We start from the raw sequence: 24,347 nt of genomic DNA on the forward strand, positions 1-24,347 counted from the left end.
TGGGAAATTCGACCTTACGGAAGCCGAGGCGCTTTCCGATCTTGTTGCAGCGGAGACCGAAACGCAGAGACGCTTCGCGCTGGCCAACACACAAACACGCCATAAAGCTCTCTATGATGGATGGCGCCGCACACTGATACATGCGCGTGCGATGATCGAAGCGGAACTGGATTTTTCGGATGAAGAGGACGTCCCCGGATCGGTTGCCGATGAAATCTGGCGTGAAGTTTCGCAGCTGCGGTCATCGCTCGAAAAGCACGGGGAAGGCTATCGGAAGGCGGAGATCATCCGCGATGGATTTCGCGTGGTCATACTCGGAGCGCCGAATGCAGGCAAATCGAGCCTCTTGAATGCGCTCGCACGGCGCGACGTCGCTATTGTGACAGAAGAGCCAGGCACGACGCGCGATCTGCTTGAAGTCGCTCTCGACATCGGTGGCGCAAAAGTGATCGTTACGGACACTGCCGGTATCCGGGAGAATCCCGGGCGCGTTGAAGCGATGGGTATCGACCGCGCAATCAGTCGCGCGCGGGAAGCAGACCTCATTCTTGCACTGGAGGATTGCAGCGCGCCCGTCTCCGTTGATCTGCCACCGGAGATCCCACACAGGCGGATCGGAAGCAAAATCGATCTGATGGATCGTCGCGATGGTCTCGATGGGTACGATCTATCGATATCGGTTCGCACCGGGGAAGGAATGGAGGCCTTGCTTTCGGACATTGAGAAGCAGGTATCGCAAACAATCCGGGGTGCCATGGAAACCTTGCCGTTTCGCGAGCGGCACCTACACCTCATCCAGCAAGCAGCGAGGCATATGGATATCGCAGCATCCAGGCGCGATCTTCCGTTGGAGCTTCGTGCCGAAGAACTGCGATTGGCGGCGAATGCGCTGGGGCGCATTTCGGGCACCATCGACGTTGAGGACCTGCTCGATACGATTTTCTCGCAATTCTGTATCGGGAAGTGACTCACGTGAAACATCGAAGATAGAACTGGGAACGGTGATTCACGTGAAACAGCCGCCGGCGATGTGCGTGCGTGACTCACGTGAAACACGCGTGTGAGCGTCATGATCGCGCGCAACAATGTTTCACGTGAAACGAACGCGGGGCTAATCTCTTGACTGTCCAGCCAGAACAGGACATGTGTCGGTCCACTCCAATGCCTGTCATTGCCTGGCTCCCTGGTATCGTCGCCCGGGATGTTATCGACTTACGGACCTGATTCATGAAGAACGAGACCTACGATGTGATCGTGATTGGCGGTGGTCATGCCGGTGCTGAAGCTGCATCTGCGGCCGCGCGCAGTGGCGCGCGCACTGCGCTCCTCACGCTGCGCTTCGACACGATTGGTGCCATGTCGTGCAATCCAGCTATTGGCGGTCTCGGAAAGGGACATCTCGTTCGCGAAGTGGATGCGCTCGATGGAATTATGGGGCGTGCAGCGGATGCGGCCGGCATCCAGTTTCGCTTGCTCAATCGTCGTAAGGGTCCGGCCGTTCGGGGTCCGAGGACGCAAGCCGACCGTAAATTGTACCGTCTGGCGGTGCAGGAGGCCATCCGGTCCGAGAACGATCTTGAAGTGATTGAAGGCGAAGCGCTGGAACTGGTGGTCGACGCGGGAAGAATTTCAGGCGTGGTTGTTTCGGGAGAGAGGCACCTTGTTTGCGGCTCGGTGGTGCTTACGACGGGAACGTTTCTGCGGGGTTTGATCCATATTGGCGAGAAGACGATACCGGCCGGCCGGATGAATGAGAAGGCGGCGGAGCGGCTGTCATTGTCCATGGAGACGGCGGGTTTTCGGCTTGGCCGGCTCAAGACGGGAACGCCGCCGCGTCTCGACGGCCGCACAATCGATTGGGCGTCGTTGGATATGCAGCCGGCCGACGCCGACCCAGTGCCCTTTTCGTTGTTGACGGATCGAATTGTCAACCGCCAGGTCGAGTGTGGAATTACCCGCACCACGGCGGAAACCCATGCGGTCATCCGCGACAATCTGCATCGCTCAGCCATGTATTCGGGAGCCATCGACGGTGTCGGTCCGCGATATTGCCCATCGATTGAAGACAAGATCGTGAAATTCGGCGACCGGGAGGGACATCAGATCTTTCTCGAGCCGGAAGGACTGGACGATCACACTGTCTATCCAAATGGCATCTCCACATCGCTTCCGGAGGATGCGCAGCTTGCACTCCTGAGGACAATACCGGGTCTGGCGCAGGCGAAGATGATACAGCCCGGCTATGCGATCGAGTATGATCATGTCGACCCAAGGGATCTCGAGCCGACGCTCGAGGCGCGGCGGGTGAGAGGTTTGTTCCTGGCCGGTCAGATCAATGGCACGACAGGCTATGAGGAAGCGGCGGCTCAAGGCGTTCTCGCCGGCGTCAATGCCGCCCGCTCTGCGTCCGGCGCGAGCATGGTCGTGCTAAGCCGTGCGGACGCCTATATTGGTGTCCTCGTGGACGACCTCGTGACGCGGGGCGTCAGTGAACCCTATCGCATGTTCACATCGCGTGCGGAGTATCGGCTTTCCCTACGCGCTGACAACGCCGATGTCCGGTTGACACCGTTGGCCATGGAGCTTGGTATCGCCTCTCAAGAGCGCCAAAACCGCTTCAAAGCTATGCAGGACGCATTGAATAAGGCTAGATTTCTGTTGAAAAATCATGGTTTTAGCCCAAACGAAGCAGCGAAGCATGGAATTGCGCTGAACAAGGATGGCGTTCGTCGTTCAGCTTACGATCTCTTATCCTACGCGGACATCGACATGAACCGCCTCGTCAGGATCTGGCCGGAGCTCTTGGATATCCCATCTCAGATCGCAGAGCAGATCGAAACCGAGGCGCGTTACGCTGTTTATCTTGAGCGACAGGGCAGCGACGCCGCGATGCTGAGGCGCGAAGAAGCCCGTTTGATCCCCGAGGATCTGCCGTTCGACACCATCCCAGGACTGTCCAACGAGTTGAAGCAGAAACTTGCGGCCAAGCGCCCGCGTAACATTGCCGATGCGCAGCGTATCGACGGAATGACACCGGCCGCGCTGGCGCTGATCATTGCGACTTTGCGTCAGAACGAGCTCAAACAGGGCGCCGCCTGATGGACACGGCGAAGTATTCGCGGCTCGTCGACATTTCCGGACCGGTTTCACGTGAAACATTCGACCGTTTGGTTGCGTTCGAGGAGATATTCCGGCGCTGGTCCAGACACATCAATCTGGCGGCGCCCTCGACGCTGGAAGCGCTTTGGGAGCGCCATATCCTTGACAGCGCACAGCTTTTAAGCCTCGAACCGGACGCATTGACGTGGCTGGACGTCGGATCCGGTGGCGGCTTCCCCGGGGCGATCATGTCTATTCTTCTGGCCGAAAAACGCGATTCGGCGGTTCATTTGATCGAGAGCAATCGAAAGAAAGCGTCGTTTCTTGTCTCTGCTTTAAATGAAGTGGGCATCACGCCCCGCGTTCACGCCAAGCGGATCGAAGACTGCCATGGATTGGTTCAAACGCCGCAAATCGTCACCGCACGCGCCCTCGCGCCGCTCCCGCTGTTGATAGAGTTGACGGAGCCTTGGTTGAGCAAAGGGGCAAGAGGCCTCTTTCACAAAGGGCGGGATTACCGCCGCGAAGTGGAAGAAAGCGGTAACACGTGGCGATTCGATCTGGTAGAACATGAAGATAAGGTTGATGCGGCAGCCATTATTCTCGAAGTGCGCAATCCAGCCCGGCGATAGCCGGGTGCCGCCGCAAAACCTTCTGGTACAGTCAATTCGGGGTAGCAGCAGCGATGAACAGCCGTACGCGAATCATCACGGTCGCAAACCAGAAGGGCGGTGTGGGTAAAACGACCACGGCCATAAATCTGGCAACGGCGCTCGCCGCCATCGGTGAAAACGTTCTGGTTGTCGATCTCGACCCACAAGGCAATGCCAGCACCGGACTCGGCATTGATCGCGAGCAGCGTATGGTTTCTTCCTACGATGTGCTGACCGGCAATGCCGGTGTGATGGAGGCGGCCATGGAAACGGCCGTTCCGGGTCTTTCCATCGTGGCATCCACGCTCGATCTTCTGGGGATCGAGATGGAAATTTCGAGCGCGCCGGATCGTGTGCTGAAACTGCGTAACGCATTGAATGAAGATGGAATTCCTTACTCCTACGTGCTTGTCGATTGCCCGCCTTCGCTCAATCTTCTGACGTTGAACGCGATGGCGGCGGCCGACTCCATCCTCGTTCCCCTGCAGTGCGAGTTCTTTGCGCTTGAGGGTTTGAGCCAGCTTCTGGAAACCGTTGAACAGGTGCGCGGTTCCATCAACCCGCATCTCGGCATTCAGGGCATTGTTCTCACCATGTTCGATCGGCGCAACAATCTCGCCAATCAGGTGGTCGAGGATGTGCGGGCGCATATGGGAGATGCGGTCTACGATACGATCATTCCGCGCAATGTTCGTGTTTCGGAAGCGCCATCCTATGGCAAGCCGGCGATCCTTTATGATCTGAAGTGTTCCGGCAGTCAGGCCTATCTGCAGCTTGCGTCGGAAGTGATCCGCCGTGAGCGCCGATTGCGGGCCGCGTGATGTCGGACAATGGAAGAAGCCTCAGGAAGAGTCAGTTTTGTGGTTGATGGTGTTGTGACATGAATGAAGATCCTTCACGCAAACGTCTGGGACGTGGACTTGCCGCGCTGATCGGCGAGATGGACAAACCGGAAACCGAGCAAAAGGAGACTGTGCGCGCCGACCGCTCGGTGCCCATCGAGTTCATTTCTCCCAATCCGCGCAATCCTCGCCGACAGTTTGCCGAAGGCGAGTTGGCCGATCTTGCGCAGTCCATCCGCGAGCACGGTATCGTGCAGCCCGTTGTCGTGCGTTCAGGCGATGCACCGGGTCGGTTCGAGATCATTGCGGGCGAGCGCCGCTGGCGGGCCGCGCAGCGTGCGGGACTGTCCGACGTGCCGGTGATTCTGCGCGAGGTGGACGACAAGGCGGCGCTGGAACTGGCGATCATCGAGAACGTCCAGCGCGCGGATCTCAACGCATTGGAAGAGGCCCGCGGCTATCAGCAACTGATTGACGAGCACAGTTATACGCAGGCCGATCTCGGCCAGGTCATAGGCAAGAGCCGAAGCCATGTCGCCAACACGCTGAGGCTTTTGAAGCTCCCGGATGCAATCGGCGATTTGATCGTCGACGGCTCTCTTTCCGCCGGGCATGCGCGAACGCTGGTGACGGCGGACGATCCCGTTGGCCTGGCTCGGCGCATCGTGGAGGACGGGCTGTCGGTGCGCCAGGCGGAAGCGCTCGCCGCGGCACCGCAGGGAGAGGAGAAAGCTCCCCGGCCGCCCAAGAAGGACAAGGATGCCGACACCCTGGCGCTGCAGAAGCTATTGAGTGACCGGACCGGTCTCAAGGTGGTGATCAATCACAAGGAGCGCGGAGGAGAAATGCGGATCGCCTACCGATCGCTGGAGCAGCTTGACGAGTTGTGCCGCCTTCTTCAGCAGTGAGAGGTCGTCCCCATGTCATCGCAATTCTTCGAGCGAACTCAGTAAGCTGCCCGGTTGATACCGGGTCAACGGCGGGCGCGGGCGCCTTCAACCGTCAGCGCGAGCAATGCCTGGCGGGCAATCGATCCGGCCAGCCCCGGCTTTTGGCGCGTTCGCAATATCGTGGCCTGAAGACGTTCTGCGGCATTCTGCAGGGCTTTGCTGTTCCAGCGACCCAGAGCATTCTCGACGGTTTTGCGGCGTGAGAAGAAAACCGGAGGCCTGGCGCCGGCAACCGCCGTGCTGGCCGACACGCCTTTGCTGTCCATTGCCTGCCGCATGATTTGCAGTGCATGGATTTGTCGAAGTGCTGCCGAAAGCACAAGAAAAGGCGGGTTGCCCGCCGCCAGAAAGCGCTGAAAGGCGCTGTCGAACGCTTGAAAACCGCCTGAAATCACTGCATCTACGGCCTCGTCACTGCTCAAACCCGCAACGTCGCCGATGAGCAGCCGGATGTCCTCGGCGGTTACCTCGCTGGCGCCGGCGCAATAAAGCGTGAGTTTCTCCAATTCACCGCGTGTCGCCAACCGGTCGCCACCGAGATTGGCTTTCAGGAGCTGGCGGGCCTCTAGAGAGATTTTCAGATTGGCGGCACCCAGGGTCTCGTCGATTACGGCGTCGATGCCGCGACCGTCGTCTGCGTAGCACGGCAGGGCCATGGCGCTCGCGCCGCGCTCGACCGTCGAACGCAGTGAAGCGCCCTTGCGGAGGTCTCCGCCTTCTATAAGGATGACGCAATCCGCTGGCGTTTCGGCAATGAGCGTCGAAACATCGTTGACCAGGGCCTTCTGGTTTCCCGCGCTTTTCACCCAGATGAGGCGCTGATCGGAGAACATCGGCACGGTCTGGGCCTCGTCGGCGAGCCGTCCGGGCTGCTGCTCGACCTCATTCGCCTCGATACGCACCACGGTGAAGGGATCGTCCAGTGGCAGGCCCGTGCTTGCCGCGAAACGCCTGGCGCGCTCGCTGACGAGCCCGCGATCGGGGCCGTAAATCAGAACGATGCGATAGGCTTGCTCGGGCTTTGCAAGCCAGCGATCAACTTCGTGCGCTTTCTTCTGTGCCATGTCGGCTGGATATCACAGCAGATCGTGCAGGGCACGGGAAAAGAAGAAGGCCGTCATCGTTCCTCGCCTCGGCTAGCCGCGCGGTCTTGAACGGACGGTTCTGTCGAGCGATGTCTCGGTAGGGCGAAACCGTCCACGCATTCGATGCAGGGTTATTTCAATTCATATGCATATTATTTCTCCTTCCCGAGGGTGTTCGACGACCGAGGCGCGTGGACAAAAAGATATGCTTGGCATCGTTTTCTTCGTTGACTTCACCGAAGTTTCGGAGAACCCGCTTAGGGAAAGCGGGAACTCCCGATCAATGGAACCGCGTCGGTTATTATTTGCATATGCATTCTTTTTCGATTAGACCGGGTGTGGCCGCGCGTGGCCGTTTCCCCGCGGTCGAAAACGTCTCTGGGAGGAGCAGAAACATGAGCCAGTCCACCATCGGTGAAATTGCGAGCCAATTGCTTTCCGGCAAGATCGAGGTCGTGGACCTGTCTGCCGTATTGGGTCCGAATACCCCGCTTCTCAAGCTGCCGCCGGAACTTGCGGTCGATACACCGAAGATCGAGATTCACAAGATCTCGCAGTATGACGACAAGGGTCCCTGGTGGGCCTGGAATTGGCTGAAGCTCGGCGAGCATTCCGGGACCCATTTCGACGCCCCGATCCACTGGATTACCGGCCGCGATCACCCCGATGGTTCAACCGACACGATCGACCCGAAGAATTTCGTGGCGCCGGTCAATGTGATCGACTGCTCGAAAGAGACTGCGGAGAACCCGGATTTTCTGCTTACGGTCGATCATATCCAGGCCTGGGAGGCTGAGCACGGCGAGATTCAGTCGGGCGAATGGGTGGTTTTGCGCAGCGACTGGTACAAGCGGAACGGTTCGGAGGAGGGTTTTCTCAATGCCGATGAGACCGGTCCGCATTCGCCCGGGCCGACAGCCGAAGCGATCGAGTATCTTTTGGCGAAAGGAATTGTCGGTTGGGGCAGCGAGACCATCGGCACGGACGCCGGTCAGGCCGCAACGATGGAGCCGCCGTTCCCGGCGCATAATATGCTGCATAAGGCCAATCGCTACGGCCTGGCCAGCCTTTCCAATCTAGACAAACTGCCGCCGAAAGGTGCGATCCTGGTGGCGGCGCCTTTGAAGATCGAGCACGGCACGGGAAGCCCTTGCCGCGTGCTGGCGCTGGTCTCCAGGAACTGAGCCGAGTACTTTATGTCGAATCCCGACACGATCATCGTTGGTAGTGGCATCAATGCGCTGGTTGCCGCCGCGTGTCTCGGCGGCAAGGGCCGGCGCGTTCTGGTGCTTGAGCGTAACGATCGCATTGGTGGTTGCTTGCGCACCGAGGCGATCACCGAGGAGGGATTCGTTCACGATGTGATGGCGACGACCTTCGTCCTGTTTGTCACATCGCCGGCCTATGCCGCGCTTGCCGACGATCTGGCGCGGCACGGGCTGGAATTCTGCAATACCGATACTCCGACTGGCGTTCTGCGCGCCGATGGCAGCTTCTTCATCCATCGGCGCGATCGGCAGGCCAACATCGCGGCATTCAATGCCCTGGCTGCGGGCGAGGGCGAGCGTTACAACCGGGATGTTGTCTCTGTGGAAGAAAATGCCGGTCTGATCTTCGGGTTGCTCGGGGGCCGGGTGTGGAGCTTGGCCACGGCGCGGCTTCTGGCCCGCGAGGCCTGGCGGCGGGGCCCGAGGCAGTTGGCCGCCTTCTTTGGGGAGGCCTTGACGCCCGCGCGAAGCTGGCTTGAGGGCGGATACCGGTCCGAAACGGCAAGGGCGCTCTGGGCGCCCTGGGCGCTGCACGCGGGACTGGGCCCCGAGGACACGTTCTCCGGTCAGATCAGCAAGGTGATCGCCTTTGCGCTCGAAGCGGCCGGCGCGCCCATCGCCAAGGGTGGCGCTGCGACATTGCTCCAGGCGTTTCGCGGGTTGATCGAAGAACAGGGCGGTGAAATCCGCACAGGCGCTGACGTCGATGAGGTTTTGACAGAAGGCGGCAGGGCGCGCGGCGTTCGGCTGGCTTCCGGCGAAACGATCCATGCGGCGACGGTGGCCTGTTCGGTCACGCCGGATCAGCTCTATGGCCGCCTCCTCAAAACGACCCCGCAACCCGGCGCCGTTGCCGAAGCGGTGAAACGCTATCGCTATGGCAAGGGAAACTTCCAGCTTCATTATGCGCTCGACCGGCCGCCGCAATGGCGCGGTGAGGGGCTTGGCGATGTGGCGCTACTTCATCTGACCTCCGGGCTCGATGCCGTCTCAAAGGCATGTAACGAGGCGCTGCGCGGCATGTTGCCGGAGGAGCCCACAATCTGTGTCGGGCAACCGCATGCGCTCGACCCGACGCGCTGCCCGCCGGGAAAGGCGATCCTCTGGCTTCAATTGCCGGAGGCACCGCGTGTCGTGCGCGGCGACGCGGCGGGAAAGCTTCAGGTTCCGACCAAGGGCGAATGGACAGAAGAACTGCGGGAAGACTATGCAGACCGGGTGGAAGCAATCCTGAACCGGCACATCGACGGTTTTTCGGACACCGTCATTTCCCGTCGTGCCTATTCGCCTGCCGATCTGGAGGCAATGAACATCAATCTGGTGGGTGGCGATCCCTATGGCGGTTCTTCGACGGTCGATCAGTCGTTTTTATGGCGTCCGTTCAAGTCCAGCGTCAATCACCGGACATCGATCGAAGGCCTTTATCACATCGGTGCGTCGACGCATCCCGGTGCAGGGCTGGGCGGGGGTTCGGGTTATCTGTTGGCGGAGAAGCTTTGATGGACGAGCGCTTGGATAGCAGGAATTCGAGAATTCAAACGCTGGGCCAAATGGGGCTCCAGCAATTTGCGCCTTACCTCATGAATCGCATTATGGGGCGCTACAATGCGACATTGCGGCAGGACTTGCGCCGGCAGGGACTAACGGTGCCGCAGGTGCGTGCGCTCGCGGTCCTCGCCGTCGGCGACGGGATGTCGATCAACGAACTCTCCGTTTATACAGTGATCGAGCAGTCGACCATGAGCCGCACGCTCGACGCATTGGAAACGCAGGGTCTTGTGCGGCGCGAGGCCTGCCAGGATGACAGTCGCACCCGGAAAATCTTCCTGACCGACAAGGGACGAGACGAGTTCAACCGCGCATGGCCGGCCATGCACGAAGCGTTTGCCGAGATGTTCAACGACGTCGATGAGGCGGAGTATGCAGCGTTCGTCGCCACGCTTCAGAAGATCCTCGGCAACATCCGAAAACACAATTTCTAGCAGCCGGCGCGGTGGTGACGACTGCCGCGCACGCGACGGGAGAATGTACCATGGCTGAACGTTCGTTTGTGAAAGAGGTCCAGAAGCTTCGTCTCGGCGCCGGAGAAACCTTTCACGGCGAAGGGATTCTCGCCATCACCAAGGCGCTTCTGCAGTGTGGCGTGGGCTATGTCGGCGGTTACCAGGGCGCGCCCATCAGCCACCTGATGGATGTGCTGGCGGATGCGCAGGACATACTGGGCGAACTTGGTGTGCATTTCGAAGCCAGCGCTTCGGAGGCGACGGCGACCGCCATGCTGGCGGCCTCCGTTCACTATCCCATCCGTGGCGCCTGTACCTTCAAGTCCGCGGTCGGCCTCAACGTCGCATCCGACGCATTGGCCAACCTCGCTTCCGGCGGCGTAACCGGCGGCGCGCTTATCATCGTCGGCGAGGATTATGGCGAGGGCTCTTCGATCATGCAGGAGCGCAGCCACCCGTTTGCCATGAAAAGCCAGGTCTGGCTGCTCGACCCACGACCCAATCTGCCCTCCATCGTCAAGGCGGTGGAGGATGGTTTCGAGCTTTCGGAGATCTCCAACACGCCGGTCATGCTGATGGTGCGCATCCGCAGTTGCCACGTGACTGGCAGCTTCGAAACCAGGGACAACAAGCGGCCCGGAATGACGGTCGCGGACGCCTTGGAGAATCCGCGCCGCGACACCAACCGCATCGTGCTGCCGCCAGCCTCGTTTCTGCACGAGAAGGAGAAGGTGGAAAAGCGCATGCCGGCGGCGGTCGACTTCATCCGCTCGCACAAGATCAACGAATTCTTCGGTCCTGGACGGGGCAAGGCCGGCATCGTTCTGCAGGGTGGCATGTACAACAGCGTCATCCGTGCGCTGCAACGCATCGGGCTGGCCGATATGTATGGCGAGACGGATGTGCCGCTCTATGTGCTCAATGCCGTCTATCCGCTGATCGACGATGAGGTGATCGGCTTCTGCGAGGACAAGGATTCCGTGCTGATCGTGGAGGAGGGGCAGCCCAACTATCTCGAGCAGGCGATCGCATCGCTGATGCACAAGAAGGGGCTCGACACCCGAATTCTCGGCAAGGACATTCTGCCCATGGCTGGCGAGTATACCGGCCAGGTGATGCTCGACGGGATCAGTGCCTATCTGCGCGCCAATGCGCCGGAACTGCTGACGGCACAGGTTCTGGCGCCCAACGCGTCGGGGGAGAACACGCTTGCGGCCGATCTCGCCAAGGTCGTTCCGGGGCGCCCGCCCGGCTTTTGTACCGGCTGCCCGGAGCGCCCTATTTTCGCAGCCACCAAGCTGATCGAACAGGAGCTTGGACCGCATCACATCTCGTCGGATATCGGCTGCCATCTGTTTTCGATCATGCCGCCCTTCGAACTCGGCGCGACGACCATGGGTTATGGTCTCGGACCGGCTTCGGCTTCCGCCTTCAACTCGCCCGACGCCAAGCGGCGCTCAATCTCTTTCGTCGGCGATGGCGGGTTCTGGCACAACGGACTGACATCCTCTATCGGCAACGCGGTTTTCAACGAGAATGACGGCGTCATTCTCGTTGTCGACAATTTCTATTCGGCGGCCACGGGTGGGCAGGACATTCTGTCCTCGCGCGCCGACAATCCCACCAAGTCGACCAAGCATCCGATCACGGATGCGGTGAAGGGCATGGGCGTGAAATGGGTTCGACATATCGACCGCACCTATGACGTGACCAAGGTGCGCGCCGCGCTGCGCGAAGCGCTGACGACGGAGGAAAAGGGGCCGAAGGTGATCGTTGCCTCCTCCGAATGCATGCTCAACAGACAGCGTCGCGAAAAGCCGCAGACCGCCAAGGCGATTTCCGGCGGCGAGCGAGTGGTGAAACCGCGCTTCGGTGTCGATGAGGATGTGTGCACCGGCGATCACGCCTGCATGCGGCTGTCGGGCTGTCCGTCGCTGTCTGTCAAGCAGCTCGACGATCCGTTGCGCGACGATCCGGTGGCGGCCATCGACCATACCTGCGTCGGCTGTGGCAATTGCGGCGAAGTGGCGGATGCAGCCGTACTGTGCCCGTCTTTCTACCGCGCTGACGTCGTGCACAATCCGGGGCGATGGGACCGCTTCGCCGACGGTATACGCCGTAGCATCAATCGCTTCCTGCAAATTCGCCGTGAGAAGCGGCGCCTGACATTCGGGGAGGTTTGAGAAACTCCATGGCCAAGCCGATCAAGACCGAAGAAACCCAGAAGATTATCAAGCTCGCCATTCTCGCCGTTGGCGGGCAGGGCGGCGGCGTGCTGACTAACTGGATAACGGATGTCGCCGAACGCAACGGCTATCTCGCCCAGGCCACATCCGTTGCGGGCGTGGCCCAGCGCACGGGCGCAACGATCTATTACGTCGAGATGTGCCCCGATACCGGACGCCGACCGGTCTTTTCGCTCGCGCCGGCGCAAGGGGATATAGACATCCTGATCGCCGCCGAACTGATGGAGGCGGGGCGGGCGGTGATGCGCGGGTTCGTAACGCCCGACCGCACGACGCTGATTGCATCCGCGCACCGCATCGCCGCCGTTTCGGAGAAGATCGAGCCGGGCGATGGCCGTGCCGATTCACCAACCGTTCACAAGAATGCGCGCGAGGCGGCCAGCCGCTATATCTGTTTCGATATGGAGAAGGTGGCCGTGGAAGCGGGATCGGTGATCTCGTCGAGCCTTTTCGGCGCGCTTGCCGGGTCGGGCGCCCTGCCGTTTGCGCGCGAAAGCTACGAGCAAACCATCGAGGCTTCCGGGCGTGGCGTGAAGGCCAGCCTCGCGGCTTTCGGCAAGGCGTTCGAGCGCACGGTTTCGGGCGAACAGGCCAGCGAGGTGCGTGAAGAAGCGCCGTCCGCGGGGAAGGGCACCGCCGTGGAGGGACCGGAGCGCTTGCTCTCGGAGTGGAATGCGCTCGCCGCTCGTGCCGAAGCATATCCAGAGTCCGTTGGAGCGATGGCGATGGCCGGGTTGCGCAAGGTGGTCGATTATCAAGATCTTGCATATGGCGCGGAATATCTCGATCGGCTGGACATGGCTCTGGCACTGGACGGTCCCGACCGCGGGCATGCGCTCGGCGAGGCAGCGGCCAAGCATGTGGCGAACGCCATGTGTTATGATGACATCCTGCGGGTTGCCGACCTGAAGACGCGCACCGCGCGGGCGGAACGCATCCGCAGGGAAATGAAGGTCGACGACGCCAATGTGCTGCAGGTAACGGAGTTTTTCCACCCGCGCGTCGAGGAGTTCTGCGGCACGCTTCCGGCTGGAATCGGCCGTTTCATCGAGAACCGCCCGGCTCTTTTCAAATGGGTGGATCGCCGCATCAATCGTGGCCGGCGGATCCGCACCGACAGCATCCTCGGTTTCGGTGTATTGTGGTTCATCGGCACGCTGCGCCCCTGGCGCCGCTCGCTGTTGCGCCATCAGGTCGAAAAGGCACATCTGGATCGCTGGTATGCGCTGGCGCTCGACGAGGCACGCCGCAACTATGCGCTGGCCGTCGAGATCCTCAATTGCCGCCGGCTCATCAAAGGCTATAGCGATACGCATGTGCGCGCCCATTCCAAGTTCGACCGCGTCCTGTCCGGCTTGAAACTTCTGGAAGGCCGCGACGACGCCGCCGATTGGCTGCGCCGGCTTCGCGAGGCCGCGCTCAAGGACGAAAAAGGCGACATGCTGGACGGGGCGCTGAAGACAGTGGCGACGCTGGAAGCGGCCTGATCGTATTCTGCATGGGGGCTGCGTGGGGCCACGTGGAAGCTGCCGGCCATGCCGGAAGCGGCGTGGTCCCTTTCATTTGCCGGGTCTGGCCTTGCCCGCGCCGTCATTCCTGATATTAGTCGCCTCGACTTCAGGGGCTCCGGTGTACGGAGCCGGCCGGCCATGCCGAGCTTCTCATATCGGGAAAGACCATGACGAAACTCAAAGACGTGAAAAAGGTCGTGCTCGCCTATTCGGGCGGTCTCGACACCTCGATCATCCTCAAATGGCTCCAGACCGAGCTGGGTGCCGAAGTGGTGACCTTCACCGCCGATCTTGGCCAGGGCGACGAGCTTGAGCCGGCGCGTAAGAAGGCCGAGATGCTCGGCATCAAGGAAATCTATATCGAGGATGTGCGCGAGGAGTTCGTGCGTGACTTCGTCTTCCCGATGTTTCGCGCCAACGCGGTCTACGAGGGTATCTACCTGCTCGGCACGTCGATTGCCCGTCCGCTGATCTCCAAGCGGCTGGTGGACATCGCGGCCGAAACCGGTGCCGACGCCATCGCGCATGGCGCGACGGGCAAGGGCAACGACCAGGTGCGTTTCGAGCTTTCCGCCTATGCGCTCAATCCCGACATCAAGGTGATCGCGCCCTGGCGCGACTGGGAGTTCAAGTCGCGCACCGATCTCATCAACTTCGCCGAGGCTCATCAGATTCCGGTGCCGAAGGACAAGCAGGGCGAGGCACCTTTCTCGGTCGACGCGAATCTTCTGCATTCCTCATCCGAGGGCAAGGTGCTCGAGGACCCGTGGGTCGAGCCGCCGGAGTATGTGCATCAGCGCAGCGTCTCGCCGATGGACGCGCCCGACGAACCGACCGAGATCACGGTTTCCTTCAAGGCGGGCGATGCCGTCGCGATCAATGGCGAAGCAATGTCGCCGGCAACGTTGCTCAAGGCGCTGAACGATCTTGGCCGCGATAATGGCATCGGCCGCATCGACCTTGTGGAGAACCGCTTTGTCGGCATGAAGTCGCGTGGTGTCTACGAGACGCCGGGCGGCACCATCCTGCTGGAAGCGCACCGGGCGATGGAGTCCGTGACGCTTGATCGTGGTGCGGCACACCTCAAGGACGAGCTGATGCCGCGCTATGCCGAGCTTATCTACAACGGCTTCTGGTTCTCGCCCGAGCGCGAGATGCTTCAGGCGGCCATCGACAAGAGCCAGGAGGACGTGGAAGGCGAGGTGCGCCTGAAACTCTACAAGGGTAATGTCATCGTGACCGGCCGCAAGTCCGACAAATCGCTCTATTCGGACGCGCTCGTGACTTTCGAAGACGACCAGGGCGCTTACGATCAGAAGGACGCAGCCGGGTTCATCAAGCTGAACGCGTTGCGGTTGCGCACATTGGCGGCGCGGAAACGGGGGCGCTGACAGGCCGCTTTTTGATGCTTCGATATTAAAAAAGCCGGCTGTGATGCCGGCTTTTTTGTGAGCCTTGGAAAGGAGAGGGGAGACTTTCTTTTAAAGTCTTTCGGCCCTTCACTACGGCTCCGGGCGTTCGTCGCGCGAAAAGCCAAATCGTTGGCTTTCCGAGCGCTACGCGGAACGATTCTCACCCATCGATTTCCTTGGCCATGATGGCAATCGCCTGCTGATAGACGCTGGCTGCGTTCCAGCCCTGGATGGCGCGGAAGTTGGGTTGGCCCGGCTGATAGCCGGCACCGGCACGCCAACCGTGCGCGCGCAGGAAGTTTGCCGTGGAAGCGAGTGCGTCGGCGGAGGAGCGGATCATGTCGACGCGGCCGTTCCCGTCGCCGTCGACGCCGTATTTGAGGGCGTTTCCGGGGAGGAACTGCGTCTGCCCGATCTCTCCATGCGCCGCGCCCCTGGCGTTGGGGTCCAGCATGCCGCGATCGACCATCGTCAGTGCGCCATAGAGGTGTCCGGTGAAAAACTCCGAGCGCCGACAGTCATAAGCGAGCGTGGCCACTGCGGACAGGATGTTCTGATTGCCAAGGAAGCCGCCGAAGCCGGTCTCCATGCCCCATATGGCGATCAGCGGGCCGGCTGGCACGCCGTAGCGTCGCTCTATGTTGGCAAAAAGCCGCGCGTACTTCTTCTTCATGCCCTTGCCGCGCGAAACGATGGCGTTCGAACCGCGCTTCTGCATGAAGGATTTCAATGACAGTTTGAAGCTTCTCTGGCCCCGATCAGCGGCGATGGTCTTGCTCGCGTAGCGCGTACCGCCCAATGCATTCAAGCCTCGCTGGCCGATGCCGCGCGCCGCAGCCTCGCGGCTAAACTGCGCCTTCCAGGTCTCGAAACCACCGCCATTGTTTCCGCATTGAGCGGCGGAGGCGTGTCCCGCCATGAGTAGTGAGGCACAAACCGAAGCGGCCAACACGACCGTTCTTCCCCCGAAAGCCATGTTGCTCTCCTTAAGATAAAGATGGCTAGATAATGTGATGCCGGCAGCGATTACACAAGCTCTCAGCGGCCGCAAGCGTTGAATTCCTTAGCATAACGGTCATTACCGAACCGTTTCGCGGTCGGATTCGTTCGTTTGCCGGCGATGCGGCGTGGAACCGATCGTTCCGGGTTCCGTTTGTAGCGTCAATCGAAGCAGATTGGAGAAGAGCCATGAACGGAATGTTTTTCAAGGGCGCCGCGAGTGCCGTTGCATTGCTGGCTTTTGCCGGCGTCGCGAGCGCCGAGGTTCTTGCACGAGCGACCGCCGACCTTAATGTTCGCTCCGGCCCGGGACCCCAATACCCCATTGTCGGTGTTATCGGCGTCAACGAAGAAGCGACGATCGGCGGGTGTCAGGAAGGCAGCAAATGGTGTGTCGTCACCCATGCCGGAGTCGATGGCTGGGCCTATTCGGACTATCTGACTGCGCCGTTTGGCGGCGCTGAGGAGTATACTGTTGTGACGGAACGCCCGGCCGAAGCTCTGCCGCCCGTTTCCTACGAAGCGACGGCGAGCATCGAGGCCCCACCGGTGCGCGGCGAATTGATCGGCCGCAAGACGGCGCTGGGTACGATTGAGCCCATTCCCGCACCGCCAGCCGAGGTAACGACCTATGTCGAAACCAACACGGGCGATCCGGTTTATCTGGATGGCGAAGTGGTTGTCGGCGCGGTCGTTCCCGAAACTGTCGAGGTGCGTGAAATTCCCGACTATAATTACCGGTATGTCTATGTGAATGAGCAACCGGTTCTGGTGGAACCGGAAACGCGTCGCATCGTCTACGTGCTGCGCTAGAAGCCGGCTGACATTGAAGGAAATGCTATCGAAGAGCCGTGGCGAACGGATCGCCGCGGCTCTTCTCGCATTTATCACCCCCGATTCGAATGAAGAAATATGGATTGCACGGAAGCGGTTTCAGTATATAATTAGCCAGCTAAATATATACTGAAGGCATTTTATGATGAACAAGATTCTCAAGCTTCCAATACTCGGCACTGGCTTTCTCTGTCTTCTTGCATGTTTCGGCGATGGAGCCCTTGCCGAACTATCGGATCAGCCGAGCACCGCGCTGATGACAAGACATGCTGACATATCGCGCTGCGTGGAGAAGCCGCTCGGCTCGTGCGCAGACGGTCGAGACTGGGTGTATCCAGATTTCCTGCCCAGGCAGGTGCCGGGTTCGCTCAAGCTGGCTCAAGTCACCGCCGAAGAGTCATGCGCATCGTGGTGGATATTCAACGGGCTTTGCCAAATTTCGATGAACCGCCTGATATGCGCCAATCCGGTGGAATACGGATACGCGACCGCACCGGCCGATTGCTCCAAGAACTGCGACGAGGCGGAGTTGGGCGACCTGTGGTGTCCGTTTGAGTTTCCGAGCACCGAAGGCGATACCGAAGGCGATTGAGGCGGCTTTCATACGCAGACAGCCGATCATCGCCTTTTTCTTGAGCGTAGAACGGCGAAGCGCTCCTTCGTCGTTCCCGCGCCGCCTGTGGCACCGGTGGCGATCTTCTTGACTCTTGCCCCGTTTTCCTGTCTACAGGCGCGGAATTTCCGCGACGAGTGACAACTCCGAGCAGCCGACCAGGGCGCCTTTCAACGAAAAGCGACGATCCTGGAGGTCAACATCCGGCAGCGCGATGCGCCCCCGGGTGCTTTTCGGCTTTGCGCGATGTTTGAAGCCCGGGCGCGGATGCATTACCTCTCGCGGACAAGCAATCGATGCGAGATATGAGGAACGCGGATGTTTGAATCGCTTCAGGAACGCCTTGGTTCCATCCTGAACGGCCTGACCGGTCGCGGCGCACTGTCGGAGGCGGATGTCTCTGCGGCGTTGCGCGAGGTGCGCCGTGCGCTGATCGAAGCGGATGTGGCGCTCGATGTGGTGCGTTCCTTCACCGATCGGGTGCGCGAAAAGGCCGTCGGGGCAGAGGTCCTCAAATCGATCAAACCGGGCCAGATGGTCGTCAAGATCGTTCATGACGAACTGGTGGAGATGCTCGGCTCTGAAGGCGAGACGATCGATCTCAATGCGCCGGCGCCCGTGGTTCTCATGATGGTCGGCCTGCAGGGATCCGGTAAGACGACGACGACCGGCAAGATCGCCAAGCGCCTGACGGAGAAGCAGGGCAAGAAGGTGCTGATGGCATCGCTCGATACGCGCCGCCCCGCCGCCCAGGAGCAGCTCAAGCAGATCGGTGAGCAGACCGGTGTTGCCACACTGCCGATTATTGCCGGCCAGTCTCCCGTCGAAATTGCCAAGCGCGCCACCCAGGCCGGCAAGCTTGGCGGTCACGATGTCGTGATCCTCGACACCGCCGGCCGCACGCATATCGACGAGCCGCTCATGGTCGAAATGGCCGACATCAAGAGCGCGTCGAACCCACACGAAATCTTGTTGGTGGCGGATTCGCTGACCGGTCAGGATGCGGTCAATCTGGCCAACAACTTCAACGATCGTGTGGGCATCACGGGCCTGGTTCTGACCCGTATGGACGGTGATGGGCGTGGCGGTGCCGCACTTTCCATGCGTGCCGTCACCGGCAAACCGATCAAGCTGATCGGTGTCGGCGAAAAGATGGATGCGCTGGAGGAGTTCTATCCCAAGCGCATCGCCGACCGCATTCTCGGCATGGGCGACATCGTCTCGCTGGTTGAAAAGGCCTCCGAGACCATCGACGCGGAGAAGGCCGCGGCGATGGCCAAGAAGATGCAGGCCGGCAAGTTCGACCTGAACGATCTCGCCGAGCAGTTGCGCCAGATGCAAAGCATGGGTGGCATGGGCGGCATCATGGGCATGATGCCGGGCATGGGCAAGATGAAGGACCAGATGGCCTCCGCAGGTTTCGACGACAAGATGTTCGGTCGCCAGATCGCCATCATTCAGTCGATGACACCGAAGGAGCGCTCCAACCCCGAATTGCTCAAGCACAGCCGGAAAAAGCGTATCGCTGCCGGTTCCGGCACGGATTCGGCGCAGATCAACAAGCTTCTGAAGATGCATCGCCAGATGGCCGACATGATGAAGGCCATGGGCGGCAAGGGCCGCAAGGGCGGTATGATGCGTGGCCTCATGGGCGGCATGGCACAGAAAATGGGACTTGGAGGAATGCCGGGCGGAATGCCGGATCTTTCCAAGATGGACCCGAAACAGCTTGAGGCGTTGCAAAAACAGGCCGAGGCTGCCGGCCTCGGCGGAGCAGGCGGTCTGCCAAAGGAGGGCTTGCCGAAAGGTCTTCCGGGCATGCCGGGTGGCGGTTTGCCCGGGCTTCCGGGTGCGGGCGGCCTTCCCGGCCTGCCGAAGAAGAAGTAGGGGGACGGGATGAGCGGCAATACGGATGCGGCCAAGGCGCAGCTTCTGGAACTTCGTGCCTCCATCGACAACATCGACGCGGCGTTGGTGCATATGTTGGCGGAGCGTTTTCGCTGCACCAAGGCCGTCGGCCATCTGAAAGCCGTTCACGATCTGCCGCCGGCCGATCCCGCGCGCGAAGAGCGCCAGATCGCGCGTCTGCGACGGCTGGCCGACGATGCCAATCTCGATCCGGATTTTGCCGAAAAGTTTCTGAACTTCATCATTCACGAAGTAATCCGTCACCACGAAGCGATTGCCGAGGAGCACGGCAATGGCGGGGGGCGGGATGGGAGCGCCGGAAGATGACACCGGTCCTCGAAAGCGAACGCCTGATCCTTCGCGGCTGGAAGCGGGAAGATTTTTCCGCTTACGCAGCCTTTTGCGCGGATCCCGAGCGCACGCGCTATATCGGTGGACAGAAGGACGCTTTCCAGGCATGGACCAGCTTTGCCACCATGCCCGGCGCATGGGTGCTCAATGGCTATGGCATGTTTGCCGTGCAGCCGAAGGACACCGATGCGGTCGCCGGTTATGTCGGTCTCTGGCATCCACCGCTGATAGACGAGCCGGAGCTCGCCTGGAGCCTCTACGCGGGTTTCGAGGGCAAGGGTTATGCGGTCGAAGCGGCGCGCCGCGTGCAAGCGTGGGCAGCCAAGGAATTGAGATTGCCGCCGTTGATGAGCTTTGTCCATCCGGACAATCTGGCCTCACAGGCCGTTGCGAGAAGACTGGGTGCCGAGCCCATGTCCGCCACCGAACTGCGCGGCGAGCCGCGCTTGAGATTCCGGCACATTCTGCCGGCTTGAACGCCATTATGGAAAGGAACAACCCATGGCACTGAAAATTCGTCTGGCCCGTGCGGGCTCCAAGAAGCGCCCCTACTACCACGTGGTGATCGCCGATGTGCGCAGCCCGCGCGACGGCCGCTTTATCGAGAAGGTCGGCTCCTGGAACCCGATGCTGCCCAAGGACGGCGAGCGCATCGTTCTCAACGAGGAGCGCATCAAGCATTGGCTCGACAACGGCGCCCTGCCGACCGACCGCGTTCTGCGCTTCCTCGATCAGGCCGGCATTGCCAAGCGCACCGAGCGCAACAACCCGAACAAGGCGAAGCCCGGCAAGAAGGCGCAGGAGCGCATCGACGCCGCCAAGCAGGCCGAGGAAGATGCGAAGGCCGCGGCTGCAGAAGCCGAGGCTGCTGCAGCCGAAGCTCCGGCCGAAGAGGCTGCAGCCGAGGAAGCCGCAAGCTAAGCGGTTCCAACTGTCTGGAATGCAAATGGCGGGCCTCTGGCCCGCCATTTTTGTTTCGATCTTGAAAACCGAAGGGTTCTAGGCCGCTTCCTTCTTCGGCTGAATCAGGCCGCGCGCCACGAGAAGCTCCGCGATCTGCACCGTGTTGAGTGCAGCGCCCTTGCGCAGATTGTCGGCCACCACCCAAAGCGCCAGACCGTTGTCGACCGTCGGGTCTTCACGCAGGCGGCTGATATAGGTGGCGTCCTCGCCGGCGCTCTCATAGGGGGTGACGTAGCCGCCGTCCTCGCGCTTGTCGATGACCTGGCAGCCCGGCGCTTCGCGCAGGATCTCGCGCGCCTCGTCGGCCGTGATCGGTTTTTCGAACTCGAGGTTCACCGCTTCCGCATGGCCGATGAACACCGGCACGCGGACACAGGTGGCCGTGAGCTTGATCTTCGGGTCGAGCATCTTCTTGGTCTCGGCGACCATCTTCCACTCTTCCTTGGTAAAGCCATCCTCCATGAAGACGTCGATATGCGGAATGCAGTTGAAGGCGATGCGCTTGGTGAACTTCTTGTTCGAGATCGGATCGGCGACGAAAACGGCGCGCGTCTGTTCGAACAGTTCGTCCATGCCTTCCTTGCCCGAGCCGGAAACCGACTGGTAGGTGGACACGACGACGCGCTTGATGGTCGCGGCTTCATGCAGCGGCTTGAGCGCCACCACGAGCTGTGCGGTCGAGCAGTTGGGATTGGCGATGATGTTCTTCTTGGTGAAGCCCTCGACCGCGTCGGGGTTCACCTCGGGAACGATCAGCGGCACGTCCTGATCGTAGCGCCAGGCCGACGAATTGTCGATCACCACGCAACCCTGCTGACCGATCTTGGGTGAATACTCCTTGGCGACCGACCCTCCCGCAGACATGAGGCAGATATCGGTGTCGGAAAAGTCGTAGGATTCGAGCGCTTTGACCTTCAACGTCTTGTCGCCGTAGGAAACCTCGGTGCCGACCGAACGGCGTGAAGCAAGCGGGACGATCTCGTCAGCCGGGAAGCCGCGCTCTTCGAGGATATTGAGCATTTCGCGGCCGACATTCCCCGTGGCGCCGGCGACAGCTATCTTGAAACCCATCTGGTTTTTAACTCCTGTCTCTCTCCGCTTGGCTTTGATTTGAAGGCCTGCCTTGTGCAGGCACCTTCTCCCCGGCTGGGCCCGGGGAGAGAACGAGCAGCCGGAGGATCAGACCGTTTTGGTCGTCGTTTTGGCTGTCGTTTCGGTAAAGCGAAGACCGACGCTGCCGTTCCCGGCGGCGTCCGAAAAACTTTGTGCGGATGGCGCTTCGTGTTGCGCGCGCATGGCAAAGGGGTCTCCGTTTCCGGGCGTTGTTTTACGCTGAATCGGGATGAAGTCAACGCAATAGCGTAAATGAACGGGCCAAGATGCCGCAATGCGCCCTGTCCGAACCGGAACCAACCCGCCCGCTGCCGGTTGTTCCGGCAGGAGGCAAGCAAATGTCGGAAAAACCTGACCGAACCCATCTATCCGGCGAAGAGGCGCGGCAAGGCCACATCGTGCTGCGCACCCCCTTGCGCCGGACGATCTTCATCGCCGGTCTTGCCGGCATTGTCGTCCTGGCGCTTGTGTGGGCGCTTGTGTGGGCGCTTGTTTAGGCAGATCGCGCCCACAAGGCGTGGCGGACCGGACGGTCAGGCAAGCGCCTTGTACTTCGCGACGACGGCGTCGCCCATTGCGGCGGTACCGACCTCGCTCATGCCCTCGGACATGAGATCCTTTGTGCGCAGACCGTCGTCCAGAACCGCGGCGATGGCCTTTTCCAGACGGTCTGCTTCTTCAACCATGTTGAAGGAATAGCGCAGGCACATTGCGAAGGAGGCGATCATGGCGATCGGATTGGCGATGCCCTTTCCGGCAATGTCCGGCGCGGACCCGTGCACGGGTTCGTAGAGCGCCTTCCGGCTGCCTGTCTTTTCGTCCGGGGCGCCGAGCGAGGCAGAAGGCAGCATGCCAAGCGAGCCCGTCAGCATGGCGGCAACGTCAGACAACATGTCGCCGAACAGATTGTCGGTGACGATGACGTCGAATTGTTTGGGCCAGCGCACAAGCTGCATGCCGCCGGCATCTGCCAGCATATGGGTCAGTTCGACGTCGGAATAGTTTGCCTTGTGCGTGTTGGCGACGACCTCTTTCCACAGAACACCCGACTTCATGACGTTGTGCTTTTCCATGGAGCAGACCTTGTTGCTCCGCGTGCGCGCCAGTTCGAAGGCGACGCCGGAAATGCGCTCGATCTCGTAGGTGTCGTAGACCTGGGTGTCGATGCCGCGTTTCTGGCCGTTGCCCAGATCGACGATCTCCTTGGGTTCGCCGAAATAAACACCGCCGGTCAGTTCGCGCAGGATCAGGATGTCGAGACCTTCGACGACCTCCGGCTTGAGCGAGGATGAAGCGGCCAGCGCCGGATAGCAGATGGCCGGGCGCAGATTGGCGAACAGTTCCATTTCCTTGCGCAGACGCAAGAGACCGGCCTCCGGACGGACTTCGTAGGGTACGCTATCCCATTTGGGACCGCCCACCGCGCCGAACAGAACGGCATCCGCCGCCATGGCCTTGTCCATGTCGGCGTCCGAAATCGACTGGCCGTGCGCGTCGTAAGCGCAACCGCCCACGAGGCCTTCCTCCGTCTCGAAGCCGGCGCTGAAATCGGCATTCATCATATCGATGAGTTTTTTGACCTCGGCCATCGCCTCGGGGCCGATGCCGTCGCCGGGGAGAAGAAGAAGTTTGCGCGTTGCCATGAAATGCCTCTCGAACTTTGAAATTCGAGAGACTTGCTAATCCGCCGCGCTGGATTGCGCAAGGCTACCGCCTCATGAAGCGGTACGGTTGCGTCTTAACGCGGTTACCTCGATTTCGATCTTCATCTCCGGTTCGTTCAGATCGCAGACGATCATCGTCGCTGCAGGCCGAACGTCACCAAAAGCTTCACCGAGAATCGGAAAAACGCGCGAAACGTAGGAACGGCTGGTCACGTAATAATGCGCGCGTACCACATCGGCGAGCTCGAACCCGCCTTCGGTCAATGCGGCGCGAATGGTGGAAAGGCAGTTGCGCGTCTGCTCTTCCACACTGTCGGGAATGGACATGGTGGCGTAGTCGTAGCCCGTGGTGCCGGAAACGAAACACCAATCCCCATCGATGACTGCGCGGCTGTAACCGGCTGTCTTTTCGAAGGGAGATCCCGTAGAGACGAGGCGACGCCCGCCGCTGCTGTCGCCCCCGTCTACGCCCATGGATGGCTTTCCGTGTATTTGTTCTCGAAGCTCTCGATCGCCGGGGCCTTCTCCATGGTGAGGCCGATATCGTCGAGACCGTTCAACAGGCAGTGACGTTTGAAGGCGTCGATCTCGAATTTTACGACGCCACCGTCGGGGCCTCTGATTTCCTGCTCTTCCAGATCGACGGTCAGCGTGGCATTGGCGCCGCGCTGTGCATCGTCCATCAACATGTCCAGCTCTTCCTGGCTCACTTTGATGGGGAGAATGCCGTTCTTGAAGCAGTTGTTGTAGAAGATGTCGGCGAAGCTGGTGGAGATCACGCAGCGGATGCCGAAGTCGAGCAGCGCCCACGGCGCATGTTCACGGCTCGACCC

24 protein-coding genes are annotated in these 24,347 nt (G+C 60.6%); 18 read left to right on the forward strand and 6 right to left on the reverse strand.

All coding sequences use genetic code 11. The features are described from left to right. From mnmE to QZ638_RS11930, 5 genes are all read left to right on the forward strand, one after another. Positions 1–967: tRNA uridine-5-carboxymethylaminomethyl(34) synthesis GTPase MnmE (gene mnmE / locus QZ638_RS11910; RefSeq protein ID WP_295810524.1), on the forward strand; the 967-nt coding region annotated here is incomplete at its 5' end. A 260-nt stretch (positions 968–1,227) separates the two neighbouring features. Continuing rightward, on the forward strand, positions 1,228–3,099 hold the full coding sequence (gene mnmG, locus QZ638_RS11915; protein WP_295810526.1) for a tRNA uridine-5-carboxymethylaminomethyl(34) synthesis enzyme MnmG: 1,872 nt from the start codon (positions 1,228–1,230) through the stop codon (positions 3,097–3,099). Beyond that, positions 3,099–3,731: a 16S rRNA (guanine(527)-N(7))-methyltransferase RsmG gene (gene rsmG, locus QZ638_RS11920; RefSeq protein WP_295810529.1), complete on the forward strand. Its 633-nt coding sequence runs from the start codon at positions 3,099–3,101 to the stop codon at positions 3,729–3,731. Before mnmG ends, rsmG begins: the two co-directional genes overlap by 1 nt. A gap of 53 nt (positions 3,732–3,784) precedes the next feature. Beyond that, positions 3,785–4,573: a ParA family protein gene (locus QZ638_RS11925; RefSeq protein WP_295810532.1), complete on the forward strand. Its 789-nt coding sequence runs from the start codon at positions 3,785–3,787 to the stop codon at positions 4,571–4,573. Between the two features lie 59 nt (positions 4,574–4,632). Further along, positions 4,633–5,502, forward strand: a complete 870-nt coding sequence (locus tag QZ638_RS11930; protein ID WP_295810536.1) for a ParB/RepB/Spo0J family partition protein — start codon at positions 4,633–4,635, stop codon at positions 5,500–5,502. 65 nt (positions 5,503–5,567) lie between these two features. Here the strand turns inward: QZ638_RS11930 and holA are convergent, their stop codons facing one another. Next, positions 5,568–6,608 carry a DNA polymerase III subunit delta gene (holA, locus tag QZ638_RS11935; protein WP_295810538.1) on the reverse strand — a complete coding sequence of 347 codons (1,041 nt, stop codon included), beginning with the start codon at positions 6,606–6,608 and terminating at the stop codon, positions 5,568–5,570. A gap of 416 nt (positions 6,609–7,024) precedes the next feature. On the opposite strand from holA, the gene QZ638_RS11940 reads away from it, so the two are divergent. The 6 genes from QZ638_RS11940 (at position 7,025) to QZ638_RS11965 (ending at position 15,048) form a co-directional block, all read left to right on the forward strand. Further along, entirely contained in the window at positions 7,025–7,813 is a 789-nt protein-coding gene (locus QZ638_RS11940) for a cyclase family protein (RefSeq protein ID WP_295810541.1), read from the forward strand. A gap of 12 nt (positions 7,814–7,825) precedes the next feature. Beyond that, complete coding sequence (locus QZ638_RS11945) at positions 7,826–9,397, forward strand: NAD(P)/FAD-dependent oxidoreductase (protein ID WP_295810542.1); 1,572 nt, start codon at positions 7,826–7,828, stop codon at positions 9,395–9,397. Further along, positions 9,397–9,879, forward strand: coding sequence for a MarR family transcriptional regulator (locus QZ638_RS11950; RefSeq protein WP_295810545.1), 483 nt, complete (start codon positions 9,397–9,399; stop codon positions 9,877–9,879). The genes QZ638_RS11945 and QZ638_RS11950 overlap by 1 nt, the downstream gene beginning before the upstream one ends. 50 nt (positions 9,880–9,929) lie before the next feature. Next, positions 9,930–12,083 carry an indolepyruvate ferredoxin oxidoreductase subunit alpha gene (locus QZ638_RS11955; protein ID WP_295810548.1) on the forward strand — a complete coding sequence of 718 codons (2,154 nt, stop codon included), beginning with the start codon at positions 9,930–9,932 and terminating at the stop codon, positions 12,081–12,083. An 8-nt stretch (positions 12,084–12,091) separates the two neighbouring features. Continuing rightward, the gene (locus QZ638_RS11960) at positions 12,092–13,633 is read left to right on the forward strand and encodes an indolepyruvate oxidoreductase subunit beta family protein (protein ID WP_295810550.1); all 1,542 of its coding nucleotides are present in this window, start codon (positions 12,092–12,094) and stop codon (positions 13,631–13,633) included. Positions 13,634–13,824: 191 nt separating this feature from the next. Beyond that, complete coding sequence (locus QZ638_RS11965; protein ID WP_295810552.1) at positions 13,825–15,048, forward strand: argininosuccinate synthase; 1,224 nt, start codon at positions 13,825–13,827, stop codon at positions 15,046–15,048. 181 nt (positions 15,049–15,229) lie between these two features. On the opposite strand, the gene QZ638_RS11970 is transcribed toward QZ638_RS11965, so the two are convergent. Next, complete coding sequence (locus tag QZ638_RS11970) at positions 15,230–16,045, reverse strand: lytic transglycosylase domain-containing protein (protein ID WP_295810555.1); 816 nt, start codon at positions 16,043–16,045, stop codon at positions 15,230–15,232. 212 nt (positions 16,046–16,257) lie between these two features. On the opposite strand from QZ638_RS11970, the gene QZ638_RS11975 reads away from it, so the two are divergent. The 6 genes from QZ638_RS11975 to rpsP all read left to right on the forward strand — a co-directional run bounded on the left by QZ638_RS11975 (position 16,258) and on the right by rpsP (position 20,695). Then, on the forward strand, positions 16,258–16,881 hold the full coding sequence (locus QZ638_RS11975) for a DUF1236 domain-containing protein (RefSeq protein ID WP_295810557.1): 624 nt from the start codon (positions 16,258–16,260) through the stop codon (positions 16,879–16,881). Between the two features lie 163 nt (positions 16,882–17,044). Beyond that, complete coding sequence (locus tag QZ638_RS11980; protein ID WP_295810559.1) at positions 17,045–17,494, forward strand: hypothetical protein; 450 nt, start codon at positions 17,045–17,047, stop codon at positions 17,492–17,494. Between the two features lie 339 nt (positions 17,495–17,833). After that, on the forward strand, positions 17,834–19,402 hold the full coding sequence (gene ffh, locus QZ638_RS11985; RefSeq protein WP_295810561.1) for a signal recognition particle protein: 1,569 nt from the start codon (positions 17,834–17,836) through the stop codon (positions 19,400–19,402). A gap of 9 nt (positions 19,403–19,411) precedes the next feature. Further along, positions 19,412–19,750, forward strand: a complete 339-nt coding sequence (locus QZ638_RS11990) for a chorismate mutase (protein WP_295810563.1) — start codon at positions 19,412–19,414, stop codon at positions 19,748–19,750. Next, positions 19,747–20,250, forward strand: a complete 504-nt coding sequence (locus QZ638_RS11995) for a GNAT family N-acetyltransferase (protein WP_295810566.1) — start codon at positions 19,747–19,749, stop codon at positions 20,248–20,250. Before QZ638_RS11990 ends, QZ638_RS11995 begins: the two co-directional genes overlap by 4 nt. Before the next feature lie 25 nt (positions 20,251–20,275). After that, a complete protein-coding gene (gene rpsP / locus QZ638_RS12000; protein ID WP_295810568.1) occupies positions 20,276–20,695 on the forward strand; it encodes a 30S ribosomal protein S16 in 420 nt (139 codons plus the stop codon). A gap of 78 nt (positions 20,696–20,773) precedes the next feature. Here rpsP and QZ638_RS12005 read toward each other — a convergent pair whose 3' ends face one another. Next, the gene (locus tag QZ638_RS12005) at positions 20,774–21,808 is read right to left on the reverse strand and encodes an aspartate-semialdehyde dehydrogenase (RefSeq protein ID WP_295810571.1); all 1,035 of its coding nucleotides are present in this window, start codon (positions 21,806–21,808) and stop codon (positions 20,774–20,776) included. A gap of 380 nt (positions 21,809–22,188) precedes the next feature. Between QZ638_RS12005 and QZ638_RS12010 the strand changes: the two genes are divergently transcribed. Next, on the forward strand, positions 22,189–22,347 hold the full coding sequence (locus QZ638_RS12010) for a peptide ABC transporter permease (protein WP_295810574.1): 159 nt from the start codon (positions 22,189–22,191) through the stop codon (positions 22,345–22,347). 36 nt (positions 22,348–22,383) lie between these two features. Here QZ638_RS12010 and leuB read toward each other — a convergent pair whose 3' ends face one another. From leuB to leuD, 3 genes are all read right to left on the reverse strand, one after another. Beyond that, on the reverse strand, positions 22,384–23,493 hold the full coding sequence (gene leuB / locus QZ638_RS12015; RefSeq protein ID WP_295810575.1) for a 3-isopropylmalate dehydrogenase: 1,110 nt from the start codon (positions 23,491–23,493) through the stop codon (positions 22,384–22,386). A gap of 72 nt (positions 23,494–23,565) precedes the next feature. Beyond that, positions 23,566–23,988, reverse strand: a complete 423-nt coding sequence (locus QZ638_RS12020; protein ID WP_295810577.1) for a RidA family protein — start codon at positions 23,986–23,988, stop codon at positions 23,566–23,568. Then, a partial coding sequence (gene leuD, locus QZ638_RS12025) for a 3-isopropylmalate dehydratase small subunit (protein ID WP_295810579.1) occupies positions 23,979–24,347 on the reverse strand: 369 nt, incomplete at its 5' end. The genes QZ638_RS12020 and leuD, both read right to left, overlap by 10 nt.

It is taken from the genome of uncultured Nitratireductor sp. (assembly GCF_913053745.1).
Lineage (GTDB): Bacteria > Pseudomonadota > Alphaproteobacteria > Rhizobiales > Rhizobiaceae > Nitratireductor.